The sequence below is a fragment of the Streptomyces mutabilis genome, assembly GCF_014649815.1.
Taxonomy (GTDB): domain Bacteria; phylum Actinomycetota; class Actinomycetes; order Streptomycetales; family Streptomycetaceae; genus Streptomyces; species Streptomyces mutabilis.
The window spans coordinates 206075-230044 of record NZ_BMTT01000012.1 but is presented as its reverse complement, the minus strand read 5'-3'; the positions used below and the strand labels follow the sequence as shown (position 1 = coordinate 230044).

Annotated in this window: 21 protein-coding genes and 1 pseudogene; 14 read left to right on the top strand and 8 right to left on the bottom strand. The window is 72.5% G+C overall.

Translation table 11 applies throughout. The features are described from left to right. Nucleotides 1–67: 67 nt before the first annotated feature. Nucleotides 68–301, bottom strand: a complete 234-nt coding sequence (locus IE142_RS24115; protein ID WP_229830835.1) for a DUF4190 domain-containing protein — start codon at nt 299–301, stop codon at nt 68–70. 308 nt (nt 302–609) lie between these two features. On the opposite strand from IE142_RS24115, the gene IE142_RS24110 reads away from it, so the two are divergent. Next, on the top strand, nt 610–1044 hold the full coding sequence (locus IE142_RS24110) for an ATP-binding protein (RefSeq protein WP_191887680.1): 435 nt from the start codon (nt 610–612) through the stop codon (nt 1042–1044). 13 nt (nt 1045–1057) lie between these two features. Here IE142_RS24110 and IE142_RS24105 read toward each other — a convergent pair whose 3' ends face one another. Together IE142_RS24105 and IE142_RS24100 are read right to left on the bottom strand one after the other, a co-directional pair. Further along, the gene (locus IE142_RS24105) at nt 1058–1510 is read right to left on the bottom strand and encodes an ATP-binding protein (RefSeq protein ID WP_229830828.1); all 453 of its coding nucleotides are present in this window, start codon (nt 1508–1510) and stop codon (nt 1058–1060) included. A gap of 46 nt (nt 1511–1556) precedes the next feature. Next, nucleotides 1557–1922, bottom strand: coding sequence for a PRC-barrel domain containing protein (locus IE142_RS24100; RefSeq protein ID WP_191887679.1), 366 nt, complete (start codon nt 1920–1922; stop codon nt 1557–1559). A gap of 318 nt (nt 1923–2240) precedes the next feature. Between IE142_RS24100 and IE142_RS24095 the strand changes: the two genes are divergently transcribed. The 10 genes from IE142_RS24095 to IE142_RS24050 all read left to right on the top strand — a co-directional run bounded on the left by IE142_RS24095 (nt 2241) and on the right by IE142_RS24050 (nt 18021). Beyond that, complete coding sequence (locus IE142_RS24095; protein ID WP_191887678.1) at nt 2241–6239, top strand: HAMP domain-containing hybrid sensor histidine kinase/response regulator; 3999 nt, start codon at nt 2241–2243, stop codon at nt 6237–6239. 97 nt (nt 6240–6336) lie between these two features. Beyond that, the gene (locus tag IE142_RS24090; protein WP_191887677.1) at nt 6337–8829 is read left to right on the top strand and encodes a SpoIIE family protein phosphatase; all 2493 of its coding nucleotides are present in this window, start codon (nt 6337–6339) and stop codon (nt 8827–8829) included. A gap of 114 nt (nt 8830–8943) precedes the next feature. Next, a complete protein-coding gene (locus tag IE142_RS24085) occupies nt 8944–9336 on the top strand; it encodes an STAS domain-containing protein (protein WP_043376202.1) in 393 nt (130 codons plus the stop codon). Between the two features lie 157 nt (nt 9337–9493). Next, nucleotides 9494–10390: an STAS domain-containing protein gene (locus IE142_RS24080; RefSeq protein ID WP_191887676.1), complete on the top strand. Its 897-nt coding sequence runs from the start codon at nt 9494–9496 to the stop codon at nt 10388–10390. Beyond that, a complete protein-coding gene (locus tag IE142_RS24075; protein ID WP_052412121.1) occupies nt 10387–10818 on the top strand; it encodes an STAS domain-containing protein in 432 nt (143 codons plus the stop codon). Before IE142_RS24080 ends, IE142_RS24075 begins: the two co-directional genes overlap by 4 nt. After that, nucleotides 10818–11258, top strand: coding sequence for an anti-sigma regulatory factor (locus IE142_RS24070; protein ID WP_191887675.1), 441 nt, complete (start codon nt 10818–10820; stop codon nt 11256–11258). Before IE142_RS24075 ends, IE142_RS24070 begins: the two co-directional genes overlap by 1 nt. Further along, a complete protein-coding gene (locus IE142_RS24065) occupies nt 11258–12322 on the top strand; it encodes an ATP-binding SpoIIE family protein phosphatase (RefSeq protein WP_191887674.1) in 1065 nt (354 codons plus the stop codon). The genes IE142_RS24070 and IE142_RS24065 overlap by 1 nt, the downstream gene beginning before the upstream one ends. Beyond that, nucleotides 12319–14058, top strand: coding sequence for a PP2C family protein-serine/threonine phosphatase (locus IE142_RS24060; RefSeq protein ID WP_043376196.1), 1740 nt, complete (start codon nt 12319–12321; stop codon nt 14056–14058). Before IE142_RS24065 ends, IE142_RS24060 begins: the two co-directional genes overlap by 4 nt. A gap of 237 nt (nt 14059–14295) precedes the next feature. Next, nucleotides 14296–15672: an NAD(P)/FAD-dependent oxidoreductase gene (locus tag IE142_RS24055; protein WP_191887673.1), complete on the top strand. Its 1377-nt coding sequence runs from the start codon at nt 14296–14298 to the stop codon at nt 15670–15672. 102 nt (nt 15673–15774) lie between these two features. After that, nucleotides 15775–18021, top strand: coding sequence for an FUSC family protein (locus IE142_RS24050; protein WP_191887705.1), 2247 nt, complete (start codon nt 15775–15777; stop codon nt 18019–18021). Nucleotides 18022–18024: 3 nt separating this feature from the next. On the opposite strand, the gene IE142_RS24045 is transcribed toward IE142_RS24050, so the two are convergent. The 5 genes from IE142_RS24045 to IE142_RS24025 form a co-directional block, all read right to left on the bottom strand. Next, a complete protein-coding gene (locus tag IE142_RS24045) occupies nt 18025–18459 on the bottom strand; it encodes a hypothetical protein (RefSeq protein WP_100048081.1) in 435 nt (144 codons plus the stop codon). 28 nt (nt 18460–18487) lie between these two features. Further along, nucleotides 18488–19321: a DUF1206 domain-containing protein gene (locus IE142_RS24040; RefSeq protein WP_191887672.1), complete on the bottom strand. Its 834-nt coding sequence runs from the start codon at nt 19319–19321 to the stop codon at nt 18488–18490. 256 nt (nt 19322–19577) lie between these two features. Next, nucleotides 19578–19811 (bottom strand): DUF5133 domain-containing protein, encoded by a 234-nt coding sequence (locus IE142_RS24035; protein ID WP_043376187.1) that lies wholly within the window; start codon nt 19809–19811, stop codon nt 19578–19580. A 31-nt stretch (nt 19812–19842) separates the two neighbouring features. After that, a complete protein-coding gene (locus tag IE142_RS24030) occupies nt 19843–20709 on the bottom strand; it encodes a SigB/SigF/SigG family RNA polymerase sigma factor (RefSeq protein WP_191887671.1) in 867 nt (288 codons plus the stop codon). A 178-nt stretch (nt 20710–20887) separates the two neighbouring features. Next, nucleotides 20888–21325 carry an ATP-binding protein gene (locus IE142_RS24025; RefSeq protein ID WP_191887670.1) on the bottom strand — a complete coding sequence of 146 codons (438 nt, stop codon included), beginning with the start codon at nt 21323–21325 and terminating at the stop codon, nt 20888–20890. A 126-nt stretch (nt 21326–21451) separates the two neighbouring features. On the opposite strand from IE142_RS24025, the gene IE142_RS24020 reads away from it, so the two are divergent. From IE142_RS24020 to IE142_RS24010, 3 genes and pseudogenes are all read left to right on the top strand, one after another. Continuing rightward, complete coding sequence (locus tag IE142_RS24020; RefSeq protein WP_191887669.1) at nt 21452–21667, top strand: hypothetical protein; 216 nt, start codon at nt 21452–21454, stop codon at nt 21665–21667. Nucleotides 21668–21715: 48 nt separating this feature from the next. Next, nucleotides 21716–23213: pseudogene (locus tag IE142_RS24015) on the top strand (aminotransferase class I/II-fold pyridoxal phosphate-dependent enzyme). A 300-nt stretch (nt 23214–23513) separates the two neighbouring features. Then, complete coding sequence (locus IE142_RS24010) at nt 23514–23969, top strand: cyclic nucleotide-binding domain-containing protein (protein ID WP_191887668.1); 456 nt, start codon at nt 23514–23516, stop codon at nt 23967–23969. Nucleotide 23970: the final 1 nt, after the last annotated feature.

Sequence of the window (23970 nt, the reverse complement as noted above, 5' to 3'; positions counted from 1 at the left end):
GTGCGCGGGCGCGCCGGTGGGGTACCGGCGCGCCCGCGCACGCGTGGTCCGGTGTGCTCCGGCGGGGTCAGCCGCCCACGTACCAGGCGAAGCCGCCGTTCGCCGCGCTCACCGCCAGCAGGACGAAGAAGACGACGAGGGCCAGGGCACCGAGCACGATGCCGGCCTTGGCCATGCCCGCGCCTCCCTTGGCCGGGGCCTGCCGGAGGCCGACGGCGCCCAGTACGATCGCGACCGGGCCGAGGACGACGCTGAGGAAGAACAGGCCGATGATTCCGCAGCAAAGACTCGCTATGGCCAGACCGTTCGTGCGTCACCTGGACGACGCGGCAGGGGAACTGCCGTAACTGGTCATCAGGGATCTCCCGAGTGGGGTGTCGGAAACGGGCGCTCCCTCACGGGCGCCCCGGTGTGCTCCGCTTGCCGGGTTCCCTCGCAACCCGCTCTGCATGCCGGGCAATTCGCGGCGGGTGACGGGAGGGTCACCCGTGGCCACCGCGCCCGCACCTGCCGATCGAGGCGCGTAGCCTCGATCGGCACGGGAACTACAGACAAAGGGAATGCGAAGGAAAGGACGACGCCCGGCCGATGCCGGGCCGGGAAGGCGAAATGGCAGCCGAGTCGCGTTGGGACAGGACACTGGCTTCCGAGGAGATCACGAACCGCACCGCCAGCTTCACCGGGGAGCTGCACAATGTGACCGGTGCGCGCCTGGTCGCGGAGGAGTTCCTCCACGATCTGGCCCGTGCGGCACCGCCCACACAGCCCGAGCACTGGGACGACATCCTGCTCGTCGTCACGGAGCTGGCGGCGAACGCGGTGCAGTACGCCCCGGGACCGTTCCAGCTGCGACTGCGCCGTACCTTCGACGGCGTCCACGTGGTGATGCACGACACCAGTACGACGGAGCCCGCGCCGCGCCCCTTCCATCCGAGCAGCGGCGGCGGCGGCATCGGCTGGCACCTGATCCACACCCTCTCCGACCAGGTGAGCGTCGTCACCGGCGAGCGGGGCAAGGACATCCACGTGTTCCTGCCCTGGTGACCGCCCGCCGCGGTCAGAAGGTGTCCGCGTCGCGCAGCGGCACCAGCACGCTGATCGTCTTGCCGCCCTCCGGCCGGCGGTCCACCACGATGTCCCGGGCCAGGCGGGCGACGAGCGGCCAGCCGTAGCCGCTTCCGTGGTGGCGGGTGGGGAAGGCGTACGCGGCGCGCGGCACCACCGCGCTGTTGTCGTGAACGGCGATCCACATCCCCTCGCCCACGGGCCGGACCTCGAAGCCGGCGAGTCCGTCGCCGTGCCGGATCGCGTTGGTCACCAGCTCCGAGACGACGAGCAGCAGGTCGACGACGTCCTCCTCGCGCACCCCGCGGCCCGCCCCCCAGCACGCACGCGCCACCGACTCCGCGTACGCACGCGCCGTCGCCGCGCTGGTCACGGCCCCCGGTGCCGGCCCGCCGGGCGCCGTGACGCCGGACGAGGCCGTGGTGATCCCGTCGGTTGGTTCCATGTCAGTGGTGTCCCTGGTGTTCGCCGTGCTGTCGTTCGGCACCGGGTCAGTCCGCGGAGGTCTCCCGCGGCGGCAGCCGATGGTAGTAGTCGCCGACGGACACCAGGTACTCCCGGTCCATCGTCTCGCTGTCGGTGCGGAACCGTGGCGCGGCCTTGACCTCCGCCCGGGTGCAGCCGACCGTGACCGTACGGGCCCCGGGGTCGATGCCCGTGACCATGCCGACCGGCACCAGCGCGCTGCGTCCGAACACCCACACACCGGTGTCCACGACCAGGTGCCGCATGCCGAAGTGCTCGGCCTGCCGGTCCACGTGCCCGATGGTGCCGTCGGTGGCGACGACGGTGCAGCCGGTGAGGTCCTGCCCCTCCACGTGACCGCTGTCCACCGCGTACGACCAGATGCTCTCCATCGGCACGCCGTTCCTTCCCTCCCGCGTCGATGACGACTGTGGGGCCGGGCGGACGCCACGGGCCGGACCGGCTCCACAGCAGCGGATACCCGGCCCGGCCCGCCGCATTCGACCCCCGTTCGATCGGGCCGCTCCATCGGGTGACGCCCCGCTTTTGCCCGCGCCCGCGACCTGGGGCGGCCTCTGGCGTATTTTTCTCCTTGGGCAGATTCATGAACTGCGGAAATGCACACACAAGACGCCGGACCGCGCAATCGGTCCGGGGGGGTTGTCGAGCCCTCGCACCGAGGGCTCCTGGGGAGCGGAACGAGGGTACGCATGACCAGCGACAGCACCGGACCCGTCGATTCGGGTCCGGGCGATCAGGAGCTGCGCCGCCTCCTGGCGGGCCTGACGGCCGTACGGGACGGCGACTTCGGCACCCGTCTGCCGGACGAGGCGGACGGCCTGATGGGCGACATCGCCAAGGTCTTCAACGGCATGGTGGACCAGTTGTCCGTGTTCACCTCCGAGGTCACCCGGGTTGCCCGCGAGGTCGGCACCGAGGGCACCCTCGGCGGTCAGGCGCGAGTGCCCGGGGTGTCGGGCACCTGGGCCGACCTGACGGACTCCGTCAACGCCATGGCGGGGAACCTGACCACCCAGGTCCGTGACATCGCACAGGTGGCCACGGCGGTGGCCAAGGGCGACCTGTCGCAGAAGATCGACGTGGACGCCCGCGGCGAGATCCTCGAACTGAAGAACACCATCAACACGATGGTCGACCAGCTCTCCGCCTTCGCCGACGAGGTCACCCGCGTCGCCCGCGAGGTCGGCACCGACGGGCGCCTCGGCGGCCAGGCCGACGTGCAGGGGGTCAAGGGCACCTGGCGCGACCTCACCGACTCGGTGAACTTCATGGCCGGCAACCTCACCAGCCAGGTCCGCAATGTCGCCCAGGTGGCGACCGCGGTGGCCAAGGGCGACCTCACCCAGAAGATCACCGTGGACGCCCGCGGCGAGATCCTCGAACTGAAGAACACCATCAACACGATGGTCGACCAGCTCTCCGCCTTCGCCGACGAGGTCACCCGGGTGGCCCGCGAGGTCGGCACCGCCGGGAACCTGGGCGGGCAGGCCCAGGTGCGCGGGGTGTCGGGCACCTGGAAGGACCTCACCGACAACGTCAACGTGATGGCGTCGAACCTGACGGGCCAGGTGCGCTCCATCGCCCAGGTCGCGACCGCCGTGGCGCGCGGCGACCTCTCCCAGCGGATCACTGTGGAGGCCAAGGGCGAGGTCGCGGCGCTGGCCGACGTCATCAACACGATGGTCGACACGCTCTCCGCGTTCGCCGACGAGGTCACCCGCGTCGCCCGCGAGGTCGGCACCGAGGGCCGGCTGGGCGGTCAGGCGCACGTGCCGAACGTCGCCGGAACCTGGAAGGACCTCACTGACAACGTCAACTCCATGGCCAACAACCTCACCGGCCAGGTGCGCAACATCGCACTGGTGACGACCGCGGTGGCCCGGGGCGACCTGTCGAAGAAGATCGACGTCGACGCGCGCGGCGAGATCCTGGAGCTCAAGACGACCATCAACACGATGGTCGACCAGCTCTCCGCCTTCGCCGACGAGGTCACCCGCGTCGCCCGCGAGGTCGGCACCGAGGGCCGCCTCGGCGGTCAGGCCGAGGTCGAGGGCGTCTCCGGCACCTGGAAGCGCCTCACGGAGAACGTCAACGAGCTGGCCGGCAACCTCACCCGCCAGGTCCGCGCGATCGCCGAGGTGACCTCCGCCGTCGCCGAAGGGGATCTGACCCGCTCGGTCAACGTGGAGGCGTCCGGCGAGGTCGCCGAGCTCAAGGACAACATCAACTCCATGGTGGAGTCCCTGCGCGAGACCACGCGGGCCAACCAGGAGCAGGACTGGCTCAAGACCAACCTGGCCCGCATCTCCGGGCTGATGCAGGGGCACCGGGACCTGCCCGTGGTCGCCGAGCTGATCATGGACGAGCTGGTGCCGCTGGTGTCCGCCCAGTACGGCGCCTTCTACCTGGCGGAGGACGGCGAGGCCGGCCCCGAGCTGCGGCTCGTCGGCTCCTACGGCTACCCCGAGGACTCGACCAGACCCTCCCGCATCGCCTTCGGGCGCACCCTGGTCGGCCAAGCCGCGCGCAGCCGGCGCACCATCGTGGTGGACGAGCTGCCGCCGGGCTACGTGACCATCTCCTCCGGGCTCGGCGAGGTGGTGCCGACCGCCCTGGTACTGGTGCCCATCGTGGTCGAGGGACAGGTCCTCGGTGTCATCGAGCTGGCGTCCGTCGCGCCGTTCACCCAGATCAACCGGGACTTTTTGGAACTGCTGATGGAGTCCATCGGCGTGAACGTCAACACGATCGTGGCCAACGCCCGCACCGACGAGCTGCTCGCCGAGTCACAGCGGCTGACCGTCGAGCTCCAGGCCCGCTCGGCGGAGCTCCAGGTGCAGCAGGAAGAGCTGCAGCGCTCCAACGCCGAGCTGGAGGACAAGGCGTCCCTGCTCGCGACGCAGAACCGGGACATCGAGGCGAAGAACCTGCAGATCGAGCAGGCGCGGCAGGAGCTGGAGGCCCGTGCCCAGCAACTGTCACTGGCCTCGAAGTACAAGTCGGAGTTCCTGGCCAACATGAGCCACGAACTGCGCACCCCGCTCAACAGCCTGCTCATCCTCGCCCAGCTGCTGGCGCAGAACCCGTCGCGCAACCTCACGCCGAAGCAGGTCGAGTACGCGGGCATCATCCATTCCGCGGGCTCGGACCTGCTCCAGCTGATCAACGACATCCTGGACCTGTCGAAGGTCGAGGCCGGGAAGATGGACGTCTCCCCCGAGCGCGTGACGCTGCGGCAGCTCATCGAGTACGTCGAGGCCACCTTCCGGCCGATGACGACGCAGAAGGGCCTGGAGTTCACGGTGACGACGGCCCCCGGGGCACCGGCGGACCTGCTGACCGACGACTCGCGGCTGCGCCAGGTGCTGCGCAATCTGCTGTCCAACGCGGTGAAGTTCACCGAGCGGGGCGGCGTGGAGCTGGCCGTCGAGCCGGCGCCGGACGGCGAGGTGCCCGCCGGTGTGATCCGGGGCGGCGCGGTGGTGGCCTTCCGGGTGAAGGACACGGGCATCGGGATTCCCGAGCAGAACCTGGAGTCGATCTTCGGCGCCTTCCAGCAGGCGGACGGCACCACGAGCCGCAAGTACGGCGGCACCGGGCTCGGCCTGTCCATCACCCGGGAGATCGCCCAGCTGCTGGGCGGCGCCGTCACCGTGGACAGCACGCCCGACCGGGGCAGCACCTTCACGCTGTTCCTGCCCGTGGCCCGGCCCGACTTCGAGGATCTGGCGGCCCGCGGCCCGGAGCAGGCTTCCGCCGAGTCGACCGCCGACGTGCTCACCCGCCCGGTTCCGGCACCCGAGCTCACCGGCGGCGGCCACCGGCAGCGCCCCCGGCGGCTGCTCGTCGTGGAGGAGCGCCCGCGGGGCCTGCTCACCCTGGTCGCGGAGAGCGTGATCGCGGACCTGACGCACGGGCGGGACGACGCGGCCGACCGGCCCCCGCTCGACGTCATCACGGCCGTGGGCGCCCAGGAGGCCGCCGGTGCGCTGGCCGCCGAGCCGTGCCACTGCGTCGTCCTGGAACTGGGCATGCCGGACAACGAGGCGTCCCGCTTCCTTCGGGCCCTGCGGGGCGACTCGGCGCTGGCGAGCGTGCCGGTGCTCGTGCACAGCGGTCACCGGGCGGACGCCGCCCTCGAGGAGGAAGTGCGCTCCGGCGCGGGGGGCGGGGCGCTGGAGTTCCTGTCCAGCCTCGACGAGCTGCGCGAACGCATCGCCCTGCACCTGGCCGCGGAAGAGCCCGGGGACGTGCTCTCGCTGGTCCGGTCCGAGGAACCGCAGCATCTCGCCCCGCACACGGTGGACGACGCGCCGACCGGGCGCACCGTCCTCGTCGTCGACGACGACGCACGCAACCTCTTCGCGCTCAGCGGCATCCTGGAACTCCACGGTTTCCGGGTCCTGCACGCGGAGAACGGGCGCCGGGGCATCGAGGCCCTGGTGGACCATCCGGAGGTCGCGCTGGTCCTGATGGACGTGATGATGCCGGAGATGGACGGCTACGCGGCGACGGAGGAGATCCGCCGGATGCCCCGGTACGCCGAGCTGCCGATCATCGCGGTCACGGCGAAGGCCATGCCCGGCGACCGGGAGAAGAGCCTCGCCTCGGGTGCCAGCGACTACGTCACCAAGCCGGTCGACACCCAGGACCTCATCGCCTGTGTCCGACGGTGGCTGCCCGCATGAGCGCGCCGGTCCACGTCCCCTGTTCCGGTGGGCCGGGCGGTGCGCGGCGCTCCCCGTCGCGCCCCGTGGCGGTCTCCAGCCGAGGAGCGACGCACACGTGAGCACGTCCGAACAGCCTCGTGAACCGGCCGGCGGCGCGCCCGGGGAGGCGCCCGCCGCGCCGCCCCGACCGTCCGGGCCGCCGCGGTCCTGCGCGGTGGACGGGCCCGCGGCCGATCTGCGCGGCATGACCCCGCTGTCGCCCGTGGGCCGGCTGGCGGCCACGGTGGACCGGCTCAGCCGCGAGGTGCGGGCCGCGCAGGCGGAGGCCGAGGGCCGGGCCCTGATCGAACTGGCCAAGGGCATCCTGGTCGCCCGGCTGGGGTGCGGCCCGGCGCAGGCCGCCCGGCAGCTGGCCGAACTGGCCGAGCAGTCGCGGGTGACGCCCCTGGAGTTCGCGGTCGACGTGATCAACCAAGCCGCCCGGGACCGGGTGTCGGAGGTGACGGACGCGTTCCTCGCGGCCGCCGTGCGGAGCACGGACGCCGGCGACGGCGCGGACGCCGGGGAGGCGGGAGCCGGGTCGGCCGCCGTGCGCCTGCGGGCGGCCGAGAGCGGTGCGCTGGCGGCCGGCGACACCCAGGCCGTCGCCGACGCCCTGCTGGAGCAGGCGCTGCGTCCGCTGGGCGCGGCCGCCGTGGCCATATGGGCGGCCGGGTACGACGGGTCGCTGACGCTGGCCGGCAGCGCGGGGTTCTCCGCGGCCGAGGCCACCCGCTGGCGCTACGTGCCGCCGGACGTGACGACGGTGGCCCGGTGCGGGCTGACCGAGCGCACGGGCCAGTGGTTCACCTCCCTGGGTGAGACGGGGCTGCCCAGCGTGGGCCGGCACCAGTACCCGGACGGCGGCAGGGTCGCCTTGCCCGCCGGCACCGGGGGTCGCATCCACGGCGTGCTGGAGATCGTCTGGCCGGTGCCGCTGGCCCCGCAGCCGCCGCAGGTGGTGCGCCAGGTGGAGGCCCTGGCGGAGCTGTGCGCGCACACGCTGGAGTCGTACGTGCCGCCGCACGGCGCCGGGCAGGAGCCACGGGTCATGCCGGACGCGGTGGAGCTGATGGACCTGGCCGACGGTCTGTACGATCCCGCGCTGGTCCTGGTGCCGCACCTGGACGCCGCCGGGCACCTGGCGGACTTCCGCATCCAGCACGTGAACAAGAGCTTCCTGGACCCCGCCGGACGGCCGCGTGCCGTCGTGGGCGGCGCGCTGCTGCTCGAGGCGTACCCGATGGCCGCCGGGGACAGCGAGCTGTTCCAGAACGTGGAGCGGGTGTACGCCACCGGCGAGCCCTTCCGGGCCCGGCGCATCAACCTCACCGCGCTGGTGGACCAGGTGCCGCTCTCGGCGGTCGCGGACATAAGCATCAGCCGGCACGGCAACGCCGTCCTGCTCATCTGGCGCATCGAGGACGAGACGGCCCGGCTGGCCAGCCTCCTCCAGCACGCCCAGCGCCTCGGCCGCATCGGCGGCTTCGAGGAGAACCTGCTCACCGGCGAGATCACCTGGAACGGACAACTGTTCGACCTGTACGGGCGTCCGCAGACGAGTACGCCCGTGCCGCTCGAGGAGCTGACCTCGCACGCCCACCCGGACGACGCGGTCGCCATCGGCCGGTTCCTGCGCACGCTGCTGCACCACCGGCGGCCGGCGTCGGCGGCGTTCCGGCTGCAGCGGCCCGACGGGGTGACCCGGCACGTGCGGGTGGTGGCCGAACCCGTCCTGGACACCGACGACCGGCTGCTCGTCGTACGCGGGGCCTACCAGGACATCTCGGCCCAGCACTGGACCGAGGTGGCGCTCGCCGCCACCCGCGACCAGTTGGCGCACACCGAGCAGCAGGCCATCGAGCGAGCCCGGCTGACCCTGCAGCTGCAGCACGCGATCATGCCGCCGGCCCAGGCCCCGCTCAAGGTGCCGGACCTCCAGGTGGCCGTCCGGTACCGGCCCGCGGAGACCGAGCAGCTGGTCGGCGGCGACTGGTACGACGCCGTACGGCTGCCGAACGGGCTGGTGCTGCTGTGCGTGGGCGACATCTCCGGGCACGGCATAGAGGCGGCGACGAGCATGGTGGTGCTGCGCAACGCGCTGCGCGGCCTGGCGGTGACCGGTGCCGGTCCGGGTCAGCTGCTGTCCTGGCTCAACATCGTGGCGCACCACCTGACCGGCGGAGTCACCGCCACGGCGGTGTGCGGGCTGTACGACCCGGCCCGGCGCACGCTGCGCTGGGCCAGGGCGGGCCATCTGCCGCCGGTGCTGGTCCGGGGTGCGCAGGCGGGGCCGCTGCCGCTGGTCAAGGGCATGCTGCTGGGCGCGGTGGCCGAGGCGTCGTACGAGGAGGACGAGGTGCAGCTGGCGGCCGAGGACACGCTGCTGATGTACACGGACGGTCTGATCGAACGCCGGGACCGCTCGGTGGAGGAGGCTCTGGCACAGTTGCTGAGCACGGTCCGTCCGGCGCCGGACTCGCTCGACCAGCACCTGGACCGGCTGCTCACCTACAGCAGGTCGGACACGGACGACGACACGTGTCTCGTGGGCATCCGGGTCGGGTGACGCAGGGCACGCTCGTCCGGTCCGGGCGGTGGGTGTGACCGACGGATTCGCGGGTAATCGCGGGCGCGGTGGGACATCACGGACCGCCGCCCGGCCACATTGTTGGAGGTACACGTGCCCATAGCCCAGAACCCGCTGTCCGTCGAGGTGACGCTGGAGCGGGAGGAGGTCGCGCTGCTCAAGGTGACGGGATACCTGGACGTCGACACCGCGACCGAGTTCCAGCACCATCTGGCCAACCAACTGCACCACGGGCGGCGGCACTTCCTGCTGGATCTGTCGGAGGTCCCGTTCATGGACTCCTCCGGCATGAACATCATTCTGCGCGTCTACCAGGAGGCCCGCGAGCTGCCGGGCAGCGTGCACATCATCTCCCCCACCGCGGCGGTGCGGCGGGTGCTGGACCTCACAGGCGTGAGCATCACGGTGCCGGTCTCCGAGAGCGTCGACGAGGCGCTCTCCCGCGTCGACGCGCAACCGGAGGGGCCGCGGATACCCGAGGCCTGAGTTCCTGTCCTGCTCGACGCCCATCCGGACCGTTCACGCGGGAGCAGGTGTCGTACGAGGTCGGCGGGTGGTTACAGTTGACGCCCGGCAGAGACACGTCGCCGCCACATTGCCTCCTGGGCGCTGTGCGGCGCAACGCGGATGAGGAGTGGAACAGGTGCCGGATCAGGCGGAGGGAACGGCGGGATCGCCGACGCACGAGGTCAGGGACTTTCTGCGGCGCCGCCGTGAGCAGATCGCCCAGCGATGGGCGGACGAGCCCTTGTTCCGGGCTGTGTTCACCGTCTCTCGCGACGAGGCGGTGGAGGCGGGCAAGGCCGTGGTCGACGCCCTGGCCCAAGTCGCCGACGCGGCGCGGGTCGAGGACCCGGACGCCGCCGGGTTCACCACGGTGCGCGAGCAGTTGGCGCGGATGGGCGCGGCCCGTTCCCGGGCGGGCCTGAGCACCGCCCAGGTGTCGGGTGAAATGGCCGCGCTGCGCCCGCCGGTGGAGAACCTGCTGCTGGCCGATCTGCCGGACGCCTCCGCCGAGCACTCCCGGGCGTGTGTCACCACGCTGAGCGTGCTGATGGGCACCCTGCGGGTCGTGGTCATGCAGACGGCGCTCAGCGAGGGGCAGGCGCTCATCGACCGCCAACGGCTGCAATTGCTGGAGGTGGCCACTCCGGTGATCAAACTCTGGGACGGCATCGTGGCCGTTCCGCTGATCGGCACGCTGGACAGCGCCCGCAGCCAGGTCGTGATGGAAACCTTGCTGGAGTCCATCGTGGAGCAGCAGGCACGGTACGCGATCCTGGACATCACCGGGGTCCCGACCGTCGACTCGCTGGTGGCCCAGCACCTGATGAAGACGGTCGCGGCGGCCCGGCTGATGGGCGCCGAGTGCATCGTCTCCGGCATCCGGCCCGCGATCGCACAGACGATGGTCCACCTCGGCCTGGACCTGGGCACCGTGGTGACCCGGGCGAGCCTCGCCGACGCGCTGGGATACGTGCTGCACCAGCTCGGGGTCGGGATCGTGAACCCTGGCACGAACGGCACGGTCACGCGGTGAACGGAGCATTCCCGGGGCCTCACCAAGGGCCCGTGACAGGTCATGTCCCAGTGCTCCGGCTCGGCGACGTGCTGTTGGTCACCCTTCAGGGGGACCTGCACGACAGCACGGCCCAGCAGCTCCAGCAGGACCTCGCCGAGACGATCTCCAGCAGCGGGGCCAGGGGCGTGGTCATCGACATCTCCGGGGTGGAGATCGTCGACTCCTTCCTCGGCCGGGTGCTGGCCGAGATCGCCGGGCAGACCGAGCTGCTGGCCGCGCGGACCGTGGTCGTCGGCATGCGGCCGGCGGTGGCCATCACCCTGGTGGAGCTGGGCCTGACGCTGCCCGGGGTGCACACGGCACTCAGTACCGAGGTGGCCATGGAGCTGCTCGCCGAGCACGCCCCGTCGCACCGCTACGGCGGGCTGCGCCGGGAGAGTTTGTGATGCCCACCACCGCGGGCGCCCAGGCCCGCCTGCCGATCCGTTCGGACATGGATCTGGTGTGGGTACGTCAGCACGTGCGGCAGGCGGCCGCACAGCTCGGCTTCGGTCTGGTGGACCAGACCAAACTGGTCACGGCGGCCAGCGAACTGGCCCGCAACACGCTGGTGTACGGCGGTGGCGGGACGATGGAGACGGAGACGGTCACCGAGAGCGGCACACAGGGGCTCCGGCTGACCTTCAGCGACGAGGGGCCGGGCATCGCGGACCTGGAGCAGGCGCTCAGCGACGGTTTCACCTCGGGCGGCGGGTTGGGCATGGGGCTGGGCGGGGCGCGCCGCCTGGTGCACGATTTCTCGATCGAGAGCGACCCGGGTACCGGGACGACCGTACGGGTCACCTCCTGGGTGGGACGGGCACCTCGCCCGCGTGAGGAGTCCTGATGCCACGCGTGTGGGACGTGCCGGTGCACGACTCCACCCGGGTGCGCGACGCCCGGGTGGCCGCGGAGCACGCGGCGGCCGCCGCCGGGCTGAACGAGCAGCGCACCGCCACGGCGGCGCTGGTGGCGACCGAGCTGGCGACCAATCTGCTCAAGCACGCCGGGGGCGGTCAGGTGCTGATCGACGTGGTCGCCCCCGCGGTCCTCGCCGCCGGCCGGGAGGCGAACCTGCTCGTGCAGGTCGCGACGGTCGACCACGGCCCCGGTATCGCCGACGTGTCCGCCGCGCTGAGCGACGGTTTCACCACGTCGGACTCCCTCGGCGCGGGTCTGGGCACCTGCGCGCGTCTGTCCGACGACTTCGACCTGCACAGCGTCCCCGGCCGGGGCACGGTGGTGGTCGCCCGGATCGGCCCCGCGCTCGGCGTCACGGCCCGCGATCGCGGGCCGGCGGCCCGGGTGCGGGCAGGCGGTGTGAACGTGCCGTTCGGCGGCGCTGAGTACTCGGGCGACGCCTGGGCGTGGGCCCGGTCCGGGGACCGGGTGACGCTGATGCTCGCCGACGGGCTGGGCCACGGCCCGGAGGCGTCCCGCGCCTCCACCGCAGCCGTCGAGGCGCTGCGCGGTGCGGCCCATCTGCCGCCAGTCGAGGCGCTTCGGCGGCTCGACACGGCGTTGTCCGGTACCCGCGGCGCGGCTGTCGCGGTGGCCCAGGTGGACACCGGTGCCGCAGTGCTCCGGTTCGCCGGCGTCGGCAATGTCGGGGCGCGCCTGTGCGAGGAGGGCACCTGGCGGCACCTGGTGTCCCGGCCGGGCATCGTCGGCACCCACCGGCCCGGCACCCTGCGCGAGGAGGAGACGACTTGGGCGCACGACCGGGTGCTGGTCCTGCACAGCGACGGCCTGCCGAGCCGCTGGACGCCGACGGACGGCACCTGCCGCACGGCGGTCGATCCGGCCGTCATAGCGGCCGTGACGGTCCGGGACGCCAGCAGTCCGGCACGGCCGGTGCGGGACGACACCGCCGTGGCCGTACTGACCTCGACCTCGCCGGACGGGCCATGACCCGCACCTGGCAGATCACCGACATCACCGACGCGGCGCGGGCGCGCATCGCCACCGCGCGTCTGGCCGCGGCCTACGGCGTGCCGCCCCTGGAGCGCGCCCGGCTGCTGTCCTCGCTCGGCGCGCAGCTGCGGCTGTGCCTGACCAAGGGCGGTACCTGGCGGCTCACGCTGGAGGCGGGCACGGCCTCCCCCGCCACCGCTGAGGTGGAGGCCGGACAAGGGGTGCTGCACGCCGTGGTGACGCCGTCGCGCGACGCCGCGGCCGCCGGTCAGCCGCCGTGGCGGGTGACGGTGCCCTGCCCGGAAGCGGTGCCCACGGCCGACGCGGACGTCACGCCGGACGACCCGGCCGCGCTGGCCGAGGCCCTGTTGGGGGCCGACGAGGACACGGTGCTGGTCCTGGACCGGCTCACCGAGCAGGAGCACCTGGTCGACTTCCACCGCGAGGAGCTGCAGCAGACCAACCAGGGCGTCGTGGCCCTGCACGCCGAGCTGGACGCCGCCGGGCGTGCCCAGCGGGAGGCGTTCGCCGCCGAACGCAAGGCGCGCACGGAGGCGGAGAACGCCCGGCGCAGGCTGACCTTCCTGGCGGACGCGAGCGCCGTGCTGACCGCGTCCCTGGACCATCACGAGATCGTGCGCCGGCTGCCGGAGCTGCTGGTGCCCGAGTACGCCAGGAGCGTCGACGTCTGGCTGTTCGACCAGGACGGCGACCGGCCGGGCCCCGCCCACCCGGCCGCCGCCGTGGTCGCCGCCCGCACCGGCCGGCCGCAGTACGCCGCCCCGCATCCGGGCAACCTGCCCGGAGTCGACGACCAGCCGCCCTCGGCGCTGGACCCGGAGCGCCCCCTGTTCTGCATCCCGCTGCCCACGCGGCAGGCTCCGCTGGGCGTGGTGACCCTCTCCCCGCCCGGGGAGCGCTGGGACCCGGACGACGCGGTGATGCTGATCGAGCTGACCCGGCGGGCGAGCATCGCGATCGACCACGCCCAGCGATACCAGCACAACCGCGACATCGCGGAGACGCTGCAGCGGGCCCTGCTCACGGAGCTGCCCGCCCCGCCGGGACTCGCCATGGCGGCGCGTTATCTCCCGGCCACCCACGGGCTGAACATCGGCGGCGACTGGTACGACGCGTTCCGCCAGCCCGACGGCGGCGTCATCGCCGTGGTCGGCGACGTGACCGGGCACGGACTGCGCGCGGCTGTGATGATGAGTCAGTTGCGTACGGCGCTGCGGGCCTACGCCGTGGACGGCGGCAGCCCCGGCCGGCTCCTGACCCGGCTCCACACGTTCCTGCACCACCTCCAGCCCGACCTGTTCGCCACGGCCGTCATCGCCCGCTTCCACCCCGACGAACCCACACTGACGTGGGCCGCCGCCGGCCATCCGCCGCCTGTGCTGCGTACCCCGGACGGACGGGTCCAGACCCTGGACGCCAAGCCGGGCGCGATGCTCGGCATCCCGTTGAAGCAGGAGATCGCCGACCACACGGTGCCCTTGGCGCCGGGTTCGACGCTCGCCCTGTACACGGACGGCCTGGTGGAGCGGCGCGCCCTCGGCATAGACCCAGGCATCGCGCGGCTGGCCGAGACGCTCGGGTCGTTCGGTCCGGCGGCGCTGGAGGCGGACCTGGAGGGTGCGGCGGACGGCATCCTGAGTCCGTTGCTCAGCGACTCGGAGCGGGACGACGACGTCTGCCTGCTGCTCTGCCACCTCCGCGGCACCCGCTGACGCCGTTCCCGGCTCGGCCGGGCACCACTCGCCCACGGGAAAGTTCCCGCCCGTTCACTTCCGCCCGGTGCGCTCCGGGCCGGGGCGGGGCATGGTGGTGATCATGATGTGTCGCCTGCCTGCCGCGCCCGGCTGGCCGAATCAGGGCGGGCGCGATGGGATCGACGAGGTGCGAAACAGCGATCCAGGGGCAGGCGAACGGCGTTCGCGGCAGACCGCCTGGAGCCGCAGAAAGGGATGAACACCGTGACACGACCCAGGATCCTGGTGGTCGGCGCAGGTTTCGCCGGCGTGGAGTGCGTCCGTCGTCTGGAGCGCAGGCTCTCGCCCGGGGAGGCCGAGATCACTCTGGTGACACCGTTCTCCTACCAGCTTTATCTGCCGCTGCTGCCCCAGGTGGCCTCCGGTGTGCTGACTCCCCAGTCGATCGCGCTGTCCCTGCGCCGCAGCAGCAAGTACCGGACCCGGATCATCCCGGGCGGCGCCATCGGAGTGGACCTCAAGGCGAAGGTGTGCGTGGTGCGCACCATCACCGACCAGATCGTCAACGAGCCCTACGACTACATCGTGCTGGCACCCGGGAGCATCACCCGTACCTTCGACATCCCGGGCCTGACCGACCACGCGTTCGGCATGAAGACGCTGGCGGAGGCCGCGTACATCCGCGACCACGTCATCGCCCAGCTCGACCTCGCCGACGCCAGCCAGGACCCGGTGGAGCGCGCCTCGCGACTGCAGTTCGTGGTGGTCGGCGGCGGTTACGCGGGCACCGAGACCGCGGCCTGTCTGCAGCGGCTGACGCACGCGGCCGTCAAGCGCTACAACCGGCTCGACCCGGGCCTGATCAAGTGGCACCTGATCGACATCGCGCCGAAGCTGATGCCGGAGCTCGGCGAGAAGCTCGGACGCGACGCGCAGGAGGTGCTCACCCGGCGCGGCATCGAGATCTCGCTGGGCGTCTCCATCGAGAAGGCCGGGCCCGAGGAGGTCACCTTCACCAACGGCCGCGTCGTGCCCACCCGCACGCTGATCTGGACCGCCGGGGTGGTGGCGAGCCCGCTGATCGCCACGCTCGGCGCGGAGACCGTCAAGGGACGGCTGGCGGTCACCGCCGAGATGTGCCTGCCCGACCACGACGGGGTGTTCGCACTCGGCGACTCCGCCGCCGTGCCCGACCTCGCCCAGGGCCAGGAGGGCGCCGTCTGCCCGCCCACCGCCCAGCACGCCATGCGGCAGGGCCGGCACGTCGCCGAGAACATCATCGCCACCCTGCGCAACCAGCCGATGCGGCCCTACGTCCACAAGGACCTGGGTCTCGTCGTCGACCTCGGCGGCGCCGACGCGGTCTCCAAGCCTCTCGGCGTCGAGCTGAGGGGCCTGCCGGCCCAGGCCGTGGCCCGCGGCTACCATTGGTCGGCGCTGCGCACGGGCGTGGCGAAGGCCCGGGTGGCGACCAACTGGGCGCTCAACGCGCTCGCGGGCGACGATTTCGTGCGCACCGGCTTCCAGGCCCGCAAGCCGGCCAAGCTGAGGGACTTCGAGTACACCGACGCCTATCTGACGCCGGAACAGGTGCGGGAGCGCGTCGGGGAGGCGGGCGCGGCCCGGCTGTGACCCCATGGAGGGGACGGGCGCGCGGCATGACATCCTGAGAAGTGGATCTCGGCGTGAACCGGCCGGGAGTCGGGCGTGTGAGTCGGGAGAGTGTACGGCGGCGTGAAGGCGGCGGGGCGCTCGGTGCGGACACGGCTGCGGGACCGCGTCGCCGCGTCCGACCCCGGGCTGCTGCGGCTCACGGCGGGCCTGCGGACGGTCGGGGCCATCGCGCTGGCACTGGGTGTGCTCGCCGTGTTCGGCGCGGACGTCCCCCACCTGGTGGCGGGCGCCATGGCGGCGATGGTCGCCACCTTCGCCATCCGGGAGAAGGAGCTCGGTGCGCAAGCGGTCACCCTGGCCCTGGGCCTGCCCGTCGCCCTGGCCTCGGTGTCGGTCAGTTCGCTGCTCACCTCACGGATGGTCATCGGCGACGTCTTCTTCGTCGTCCTCATCTTCTTCGCCGTTTTCGTGAGGCGGTTCGGCGACCGCGGCACGGCGCTCGGGCTGATCGGTTTCCAGGTCTACTTCGTCTCCCTGTTCGTCGGCGCCGACCCGTCGGTGCTGCCGGGGCTGCTGGGCGCCATAGCGGTGGCGTTCGTGTGCAGTGCGGTGGTGCGCTTCGCCGTGGTGCCCGCGACACCGGCGGGCATCCTCCAGCGGCTGCGGCAGGCCTTTCGCGCGCGGCTGGCCCAGCTGATGGCCACGCAGATCGAGCTGCTCGACGCGGGGCCGGGCGGGATCGACCGGACGCTGGAGCACCTGCGGGACGGCACCGCGCGCCTGCACGAGACGGCCCTGATGATCCAGTCCCGGCTGGAGGACGGCACCCCGGACGCGTCCACGGCGCGGCTGGTGCAGCGGCGCATCGCGGACGCCGAGATCGCCGCCGAGCGGCTGGGCCTGCTGCTGCTGACCGCGCGCAGCGCCGAGCGGGCGGACACCCTGACCCTGCACCTGCCGGGGGCGCCGGCGCCGTCCGTGGGCAGCTCACCGGCGCCCGGCGAAGCCACGGAAATCCTGCGCCGGGACTTGGGGGCGCTGCGCACCCTGGTGCTGCGGCCGCCCGCCGAGGCGCGCGGCACGGCACTGTCCCACCTGCGCAACCGGCTGCTCGGTTATCGCGACGAGGAGAACCTGCCGGAGGCGATCCCGGCCGTCCAGGACGTGTTCCGCGGCATCGGTGAGACCGCGCGAGCGGTCATGGGCCTACGAATCGCCCTGGACGGGCCGCAGGACGAGTCCGACGACACGCCCGCGACCACCAGGTCCCGGGAGGAGCTGGACGCCGAGGACGCCGCCATCGACGCCGGTGAGGAGGAAGCGGAGAAGGACGAGCCGACCGGGCTGCGGCGCCCCACCACGCGGGCCGCGGTGCAGGTCTCGGTGGGGTCCTCGCTGGCCATCGTCGGCGGTGAGTTCCTGTCCTCGCAGCGCTGGTACTGGGCGGTGCTCGCGTGCTGGATCGTCTTCCTGAACACGGCGTCCACCGGTGAGATCCTCGTCAAGGGCTACCGCCGGGTGCTGGGCACCCTGCTCGGGGCGGTGGCCGGTATCGGGCTGGCCGGCGTGGTGGGCGACCACACCTGGGTCGCGTTCGGGCTGGTGCTGCTGCTGATTTTCGCGATGTTCTACACGGCGCCGCTGTCCTACACGCTGATGTCGTTCTTCGTGACCGCGATGCTCGGGCTCCTGTACACGCTGCTGCACACCTACAGCCTGTCGGTGCTGCTGCTGCGCATCGAGGAGACGGCGCTCGGCGCGGCCTGCGGGATCGTAGCGGCGGCGCTGGTGCTCCCGATACGGACCGACCGCCGCACGAACGAACTGCTCGGTACGGTGCTGGAACGGCTCACCGACGTCACCGAGGGGGCCGTGGACCAGCTCAGCGGCGGGCCGGCGGCCGATCTGCTTGACAAGGCGCGGGACCTGGACCAGGCGCTGGGCGACCTGCGGGCCGCCACCCAGCCGCTGACGCATCCGATCACCCCGCTGCGGGCCCGCCGCGACACCGCCCAGTACGTGGTGGCGCTGCTGGAGACGTGCGCGTACCACGCCCGGTCCCTGGCCGCGACCGCCGAGCTGCTGCCCACCCACCCCTCGATCGCGGCGGACCCGCGGCTGCGCGGCGCGGTGCGGCGCACGGTGCGCAACATCGAGGCGATCGCCGCGCACGTCGCCGACGAGGACGCCGACAAGGGCGTGGAGACCGGGCCCAGCATCGCCTCGCTGCTGCAGTTCGAGGCGGGCGGGGTGCCGCGGTACGGCAGGATCACCGGGCGGGTACTGCGGCACCTGGAGCGTCTGGACGAGGCGGTGGTCGGCTTGGCCCGGCCGCTCGGCGTGCCCGTGGCGACGCCCGAGCGGTGACGGTCAGAAGTCGCTGGGCAGGCCGCTCGCCTCGGCTATGCCGCGCAGTTCCTCGTTCTGCTTGTGGCGTTCCTTGAGGTAGTCGGCGATCTCGCCGAGGCGCTCGGGATCGGAGGCGGTGGCCGCGTCGGTGACGACCCGGACCGGGCCGGTCTCGTCGGTACTGATCTCGACGACCTCGTTGTCCAGCCGGCCGGTGACCGCGGTGGCGATGACCAGGGCGGCCTCGTCCCTGATCTCCTGGGGCAGCGCCTCGGCGTTGTCCCCGTCCAGGGAGAAGTCGATGGTGGGCATCTGGTGCTCGTCGATGGCCTGGAGGACCGGTTCGACCACGCTGAGCAGCAGCTGGTAGTCGTCGTTCTCCATGCGCACTCGCAGGAGGTCGAGGTAGACGTCCACGGGACGTCCGTCCGGCGGAGGAATCTCGTGTTCGTTCATTCGCCCCGTGTTCCCCGTGCAGCGCGGCTCAGACCCGGCGCCAGCGTGCGAGGGCGAAGGAGAAGACGCCGAACAGCACGAGACCCGCGGCGACGAGGACCAGCAGCCAGGGGCCGAGCGGGGTATCGGCGAAGGAGCGCAGGGTGTCGTCGAGGCCTTTGGTCTTGTCGGGTTCGTAGTCGACGGCGGCGCGTACGGCGAAGCCGCCCGCCACGGCGAAGACGATTCCGCGTGCCGCTCCCCCGCCGACGCCGGCGACGTCGACCAGCCTCCGGGTCCGGGGGTTCAGCTCGCCGAGCTTCAGCTTCTTGTGGTAGCTGCGGCGCAGTGCCTGTACGGCGATCACGACGCCGGCGACCACTACGCCGGTACCGGCCAGGCCCACGAGCCACTGCCCGGCGGGCATCTCCATCACCTTGGCCGTGACGTCCCGGGACTGCCGGTCGCTGGACCCGCCGCCGCCGGAGCCCGCCGCGAAGGCCAGGACGGAATAGGCGACGAACGCGTAGAACACGCACCGGGCGGCGGCCGGCAGCCGCTTCCTCGCGGTGCGCCCGTCCTTGCCCGTGACCCCGAAGAGCGCCTCGGACAACCGCCACAGGGCCATGCCGACGAGCCCGATGCCCAGCGCCCACAGCAGTACGGCGCCGAACGGCTTGTCCGCCAGCTCGGCCAGGGCACCGCCCCGGTCCGCCTGCCGGTCGCCGGTGCCGAAGGCTATCTGCAGCGCCAGGACACCCACCAGCAGGTAGATGACGCCGCGGGCGGTGAGTCCCGCCCGGGCGGCCCCCTCGGCGGTCGAGCCGTTCGCGGCCCGGCGGGCCCGGCCGCGGCCGGCATGTGCGAGAACACGTGCGTTCATCGTGAGCCTCCCCTCCGGGACAGCGAATGCCCCGGCTCACCGGCCGCACACCCCGGTGTTCGGCCATCTCCGGCCGCCCGGTGCCCGGCATGCCGTCGCCCCCCGATGCCTCGCCCCCCTGATGCCTCGCCCCCCCCCTGATGCCTCGCCTACCGCCGGCCGCCCGAGGCCGGGCATGCCGTCACATAGCCCGGCTGCCCGCACATCCGCCGGGCGGTGTGCGGGCAGCCGGGCCACCAGCCGTCCTCGTCGTTGTTCAGTCCGCCGCGACCGCGGGCTCGGGCGCCGGGACCGGACGGGCCGCGAGTTGCCGCCTGGCGACCGCCAGGGCATGCCGCACGTCGCGCGTGCCGGTCGACACGCACAGCGTGTACGCCAGATCCCGTGTCCGGGGACCGGGTCCGCCCGTGTCGTCGGCGGGTTCGTGCAGGGCCGTCGCCTCGTACTCGTCGAGGAGTCCGCGCAGCACCGCGGGGTGGGGCATCAGCATCCGTTCCCGTTCCTCCTTCGTCGCCCGGTCGTCAGGTCCGCACCGGCCGTCCTGTGCCCCGGTGGCCGGTCCGCTGTCCCATCGCCTCGTCCCGCACGCGGGCGCAGCTGCGGCTGATGAGCCGTGAGACGTGCATCTGCGAGATGCCCAGGCGGTCGGCTATCCGGCTTTGTGTCATGTCCTCGAAGAAGCGCATGTAGAGGATGGCCCGCTCGCGTTCGGGCAGCCTGCGCAGGCCTTCCTTCGCGGATTCGCGGTCGATCACGGTGTCGTACGAGGTGTCGGCCGCGCCGAGGGTGTCCGCCAGGCTGTAGCCGTCGTCGCCGGCCGAGAGTTCGGCGTCCAGCGACAGGGTGCTGAAGCTCTCCAGCGCCTCCATCCCGGCGCCGACCTCTTCCTCGGTCAGCCCGGTGTGGGCGGCGAGGTCGGCCACCGACGGTTCGGGGCTGCCGGGGCTCTGCGTGAGCTCGCGCCGCGCCACCCGCACCTTGTTGCGCAGTTCCTGGACCCGGCGGGGCACCCGCAGGGCCCACATCCGGTCCCGGAAGTGTCGCTTGACCTCGCCGGTGATGGTGGGCACGGCGTAGCTCTCGAAGGCGCCGCGCTCCGGGTCGAAGCGGTCGATGGCCTTGACCAGGCCGAGCGCCGCTACCTGGCGCAGGTCCTCGATGGACTCGCCGCGGTCGCGGAAGCGTCCGGCGATCCGGTGGGCCATGGGCAGCCACGCGGTGACGAGTTCGTCGCGGACGGCATCCCGCTCGGGCCCCTCCTCGAGGCCGGCCAGCCGGCTGAAGAGGGCCGTGGTGTCGGGGGCGTCGTCGTGCCGACGACGGGCGGGGGCGGCGGTGTCGGTGGACTCGGGCGTAGCGGGACGGGCAGTGGATGTTTCGATGAGCATGCGGATCGCTCCTGAACGGTGGTCTCAGGGGAACTTTCCGCGGGAACGGCGCCGGCCGGGTCACTCACCCGGAGGGCCCGAGCAGCCATACCGCTCCCGCTGCTGCGCCTCCGGTCCGAAGCACGAACTTGCGACTGCCCTGCCCCCGGTGGAACAAACTCCGCTTTCGCAAAAGTACTCAGGACAGCGGAACGACCACGGTGATGCACTTGCCTCCCGACGGAAGGTCTGCCACGCGTACGTCACGGGCCAGCCGGCAGACGATGGGCCAGCCCCGGCCGCCGACGCGGCGGCGTCCCTCGGGGTCGGTCTGCGGCACGGCCACCGGAAGGTCGTGGCTGCGGTCGCAGACCGACAGCTCGACGCCGGGTCCGACGACGTCGACGCGGAAGTCGGTGACGCCGCCGCCGTGCAGTATCGCGTTGGTGGTCAGTTCCGAGGCGACCAGCACGGCGTCCGAGAGGGCGGCCGCGTCGCAGGACGCGTGGTCGCCGGTGCCGCAGCACTCGGTGACCACCCGTTCGACGGTCCGGCGCGCCTCGGCGGGTTTGCACGGCCGGTGCCGGTCGGCACCGGGCTGGGCGACGGCAGGTCGGGTCGGGTGCCTTTCACTCATCCGTCAGCTCCCTGGTCGGTGGGACTAGCCGTTACTTCCGGCTGACCTCTGCCGGTACCCCCCAACCTCCGGCCCCCCTTACGGCTCAGGGGCCATCCGGGCGGCCGTCGGGGGTACGCGGAAGACATGACGGATGTTGTGGACTCGGACGAACTGCTGCGCCGCATGCACCGGGCGAGGGCCTGTGCGGTGCAGCAGCAGCGGTCCTGGCGGGCCCGGAGCGAGGAGCTGCGGCCGACCGATCCGGAGGGCTCCCGGGAGGCCGCCGTACGGACGGTGGCGTATGAAGCCGTTCTTCGGGTGCTGGACGAGGTGCTGACTCCTGGGCGGAGCACCCGGTGACCGGTCGCGGGGCGGATCGCCGACGGCCGGCCGGGAGACCGGGTCGGCATGACAGCCGATCACACCCGTGCGCCCGTGCTGGAGGCCCTCGTCGACTACCGCCGCGAGGGCCGGCTGCCGCCACGAGGGCCGGCTGTCATTCACCCCGCCGGGGCACAAGCAGGCCCGGGGAGCCGACCCGGAGGTGCGCCAGGTGCTGGGCGACGCCGTCTTCTACGGCGACGTCCTGGCGACCGGCGGACTGGACGACCGGCTCACCCGCGGGCGGGTGCTCCGGCGCGCCCAGGAGCTGATGGCCGACGCGGTGCACGCGGAACACACGTTCTTCTCGACGTGCGGGAGTTCCCTGTCGGTGAAGGCGGCCATGCTGGCGGTCGCGGGCCCGCACGAGAAGCTGCTGATCGGCCGGGACGCGCACAAGTCCGTCGTGTCGAGGCTGATCCTGCCCGGCATCGAGCCGGTCTGGGTGGAACCCAGCTGGGACGCGCGGCTCCACCTGGCCCATCCACCGTCGGCCGAGGAGTTCGAGCGGGCGTTCGCCGCGCACCCCGATGCCAAGGGCGCGCTGATCACCAGCCCGACGCCGTACGGTGCGAGCGCCGACCTGCGGGCCGTGGCCGAGGTGTGCCACCGGCGGTCGGCGCCGTTGATCGTGGACGAGGCGTGGGGGGCGCATCTGCCATTCCACCCGGATCTGCCCTCGTGGGCGATGGACGCGGGCGCCGACATCTGCGTGACCAGCATCCACAAGATGGGCAGCGGTCTGGAGCAGGGCTCCGTGTTCCATCTGCGCGGTGACCTGGTGCCGCCGAAGCTGCTCGGCATGCGCGCGGACCTGCTCGCCACCACCAGCCCGTCGGCGCTGATCTTCGCCGGGCTGGACGGCTGGCGGCGGCAGATGGCACTGCGCGGCCGGGAGCTGATGGGCGGCGCGCTGGAGCTGGCGGCCGAGGTGCGGGCGGCCGTCGAGGAGATCGACGGCATGCACGTGAACGACCGGGAGGATTTCTGCGGCCCTGGACGGGCCCACGGCTTCGACCCGCTGCCCGTCGTCATCGACCTCGACGGGCTGGGCGTGACCGGCTTCCAGGCCGCGGACTGGCTGCGGGAGCACCGGAGCGTGGTCGCGCACCTGACCGACCACCGCCGCATCGGCATGCAGGTCACCCACGGCGACGACCGGGAGACGGCCGGGGAGCTGCTCGCCGCGCTCAAGGACCTCGCGCGCGCCGCCCCGGGTCTGGACCCCGCGCCGCGCGTCGAGGTGTCCTCGCCGGCCGGACTGCGGATGCCGCAGGTGGCGCTCCCCCGGGACGCGTTCTTCGGGCCGGCCGAGGACGTGCCGCTCGACCGGGCGGCCGGTCGGGTCGCCGCGGAGATGATCACGCCGTACCCGCCCGGCATTCCCGCCGTCCTGCCGGGTGAACGGCTGGCCGAACCGGTCCTGCGGTATCTGCGCAGCGGCCTGGACGCCGGAATGTACCTTCCGGACCCGAGCGATCCCGCGCTGCGGACGATCAGGGTCGTCGCGGGGAGCGGGGGCTGAGGCTCCGGGAGTCAGCGCCGAGTGAAACGGGTCACGTGCCCCGGTTCGGGGTTCGCAGAGCGTCCGGAGATGGTTTAGCGTTCATCCATACGTGGCGACGAGGTCGACGCAGCGTCCTTCGTACGCCACCGCACACGGCCCTGGCTGGTTTCCCCCGACCAGCCAGGGCTTTTTCATGCCCTGTCGCGCATGGATCCGGCCGGAATCCGCCGTCCGCCGAGGTGCCCGGGGCGCCGACAGCGTCTGAAATGGGCATAGGGAAAGCCCCGGAACCGAATCGCCGGCGAGGAGCCCCGTGCCATGACCAAAGCGATCAAACTGCTGACCGCGCTCCCCCAGCCGCAGCGCGCACGCCTGACGGCGCTCGCCCGGGAGGTCTCCTTCGCGGAGGACGCCCGGATCTTCGAGGCGGGCGGCCGGGCCGACCGCTTCTGGGTCATCCGATCCGGCGCGGTCTCCCTGACCCAGGAGGTGACCTCCGTGCAGCGGGTCACGGTCGCCAGTCTCGGCGCGGGCGACCTGCTCGGCTGGTCCTGGCTGTTCCCGCCCTACGAGTGGGACTTCGGCGCCGAGGCCTTCAGCCCGGTGCGCGCCTACGAGTTCGACGCGGCCTCGGTGCTCCGCCTGTGCGAGGAGGACCCGCAGCTGGGCATCGTGCTGGTGCGCTCGGTCGCCGAGATCCTCGCGCACCGGCTGGAGACCACCAGGGGCCGGCTCATGGAGCACTACGCGCTGCACGGGCGCGGTTCGCTGTGAG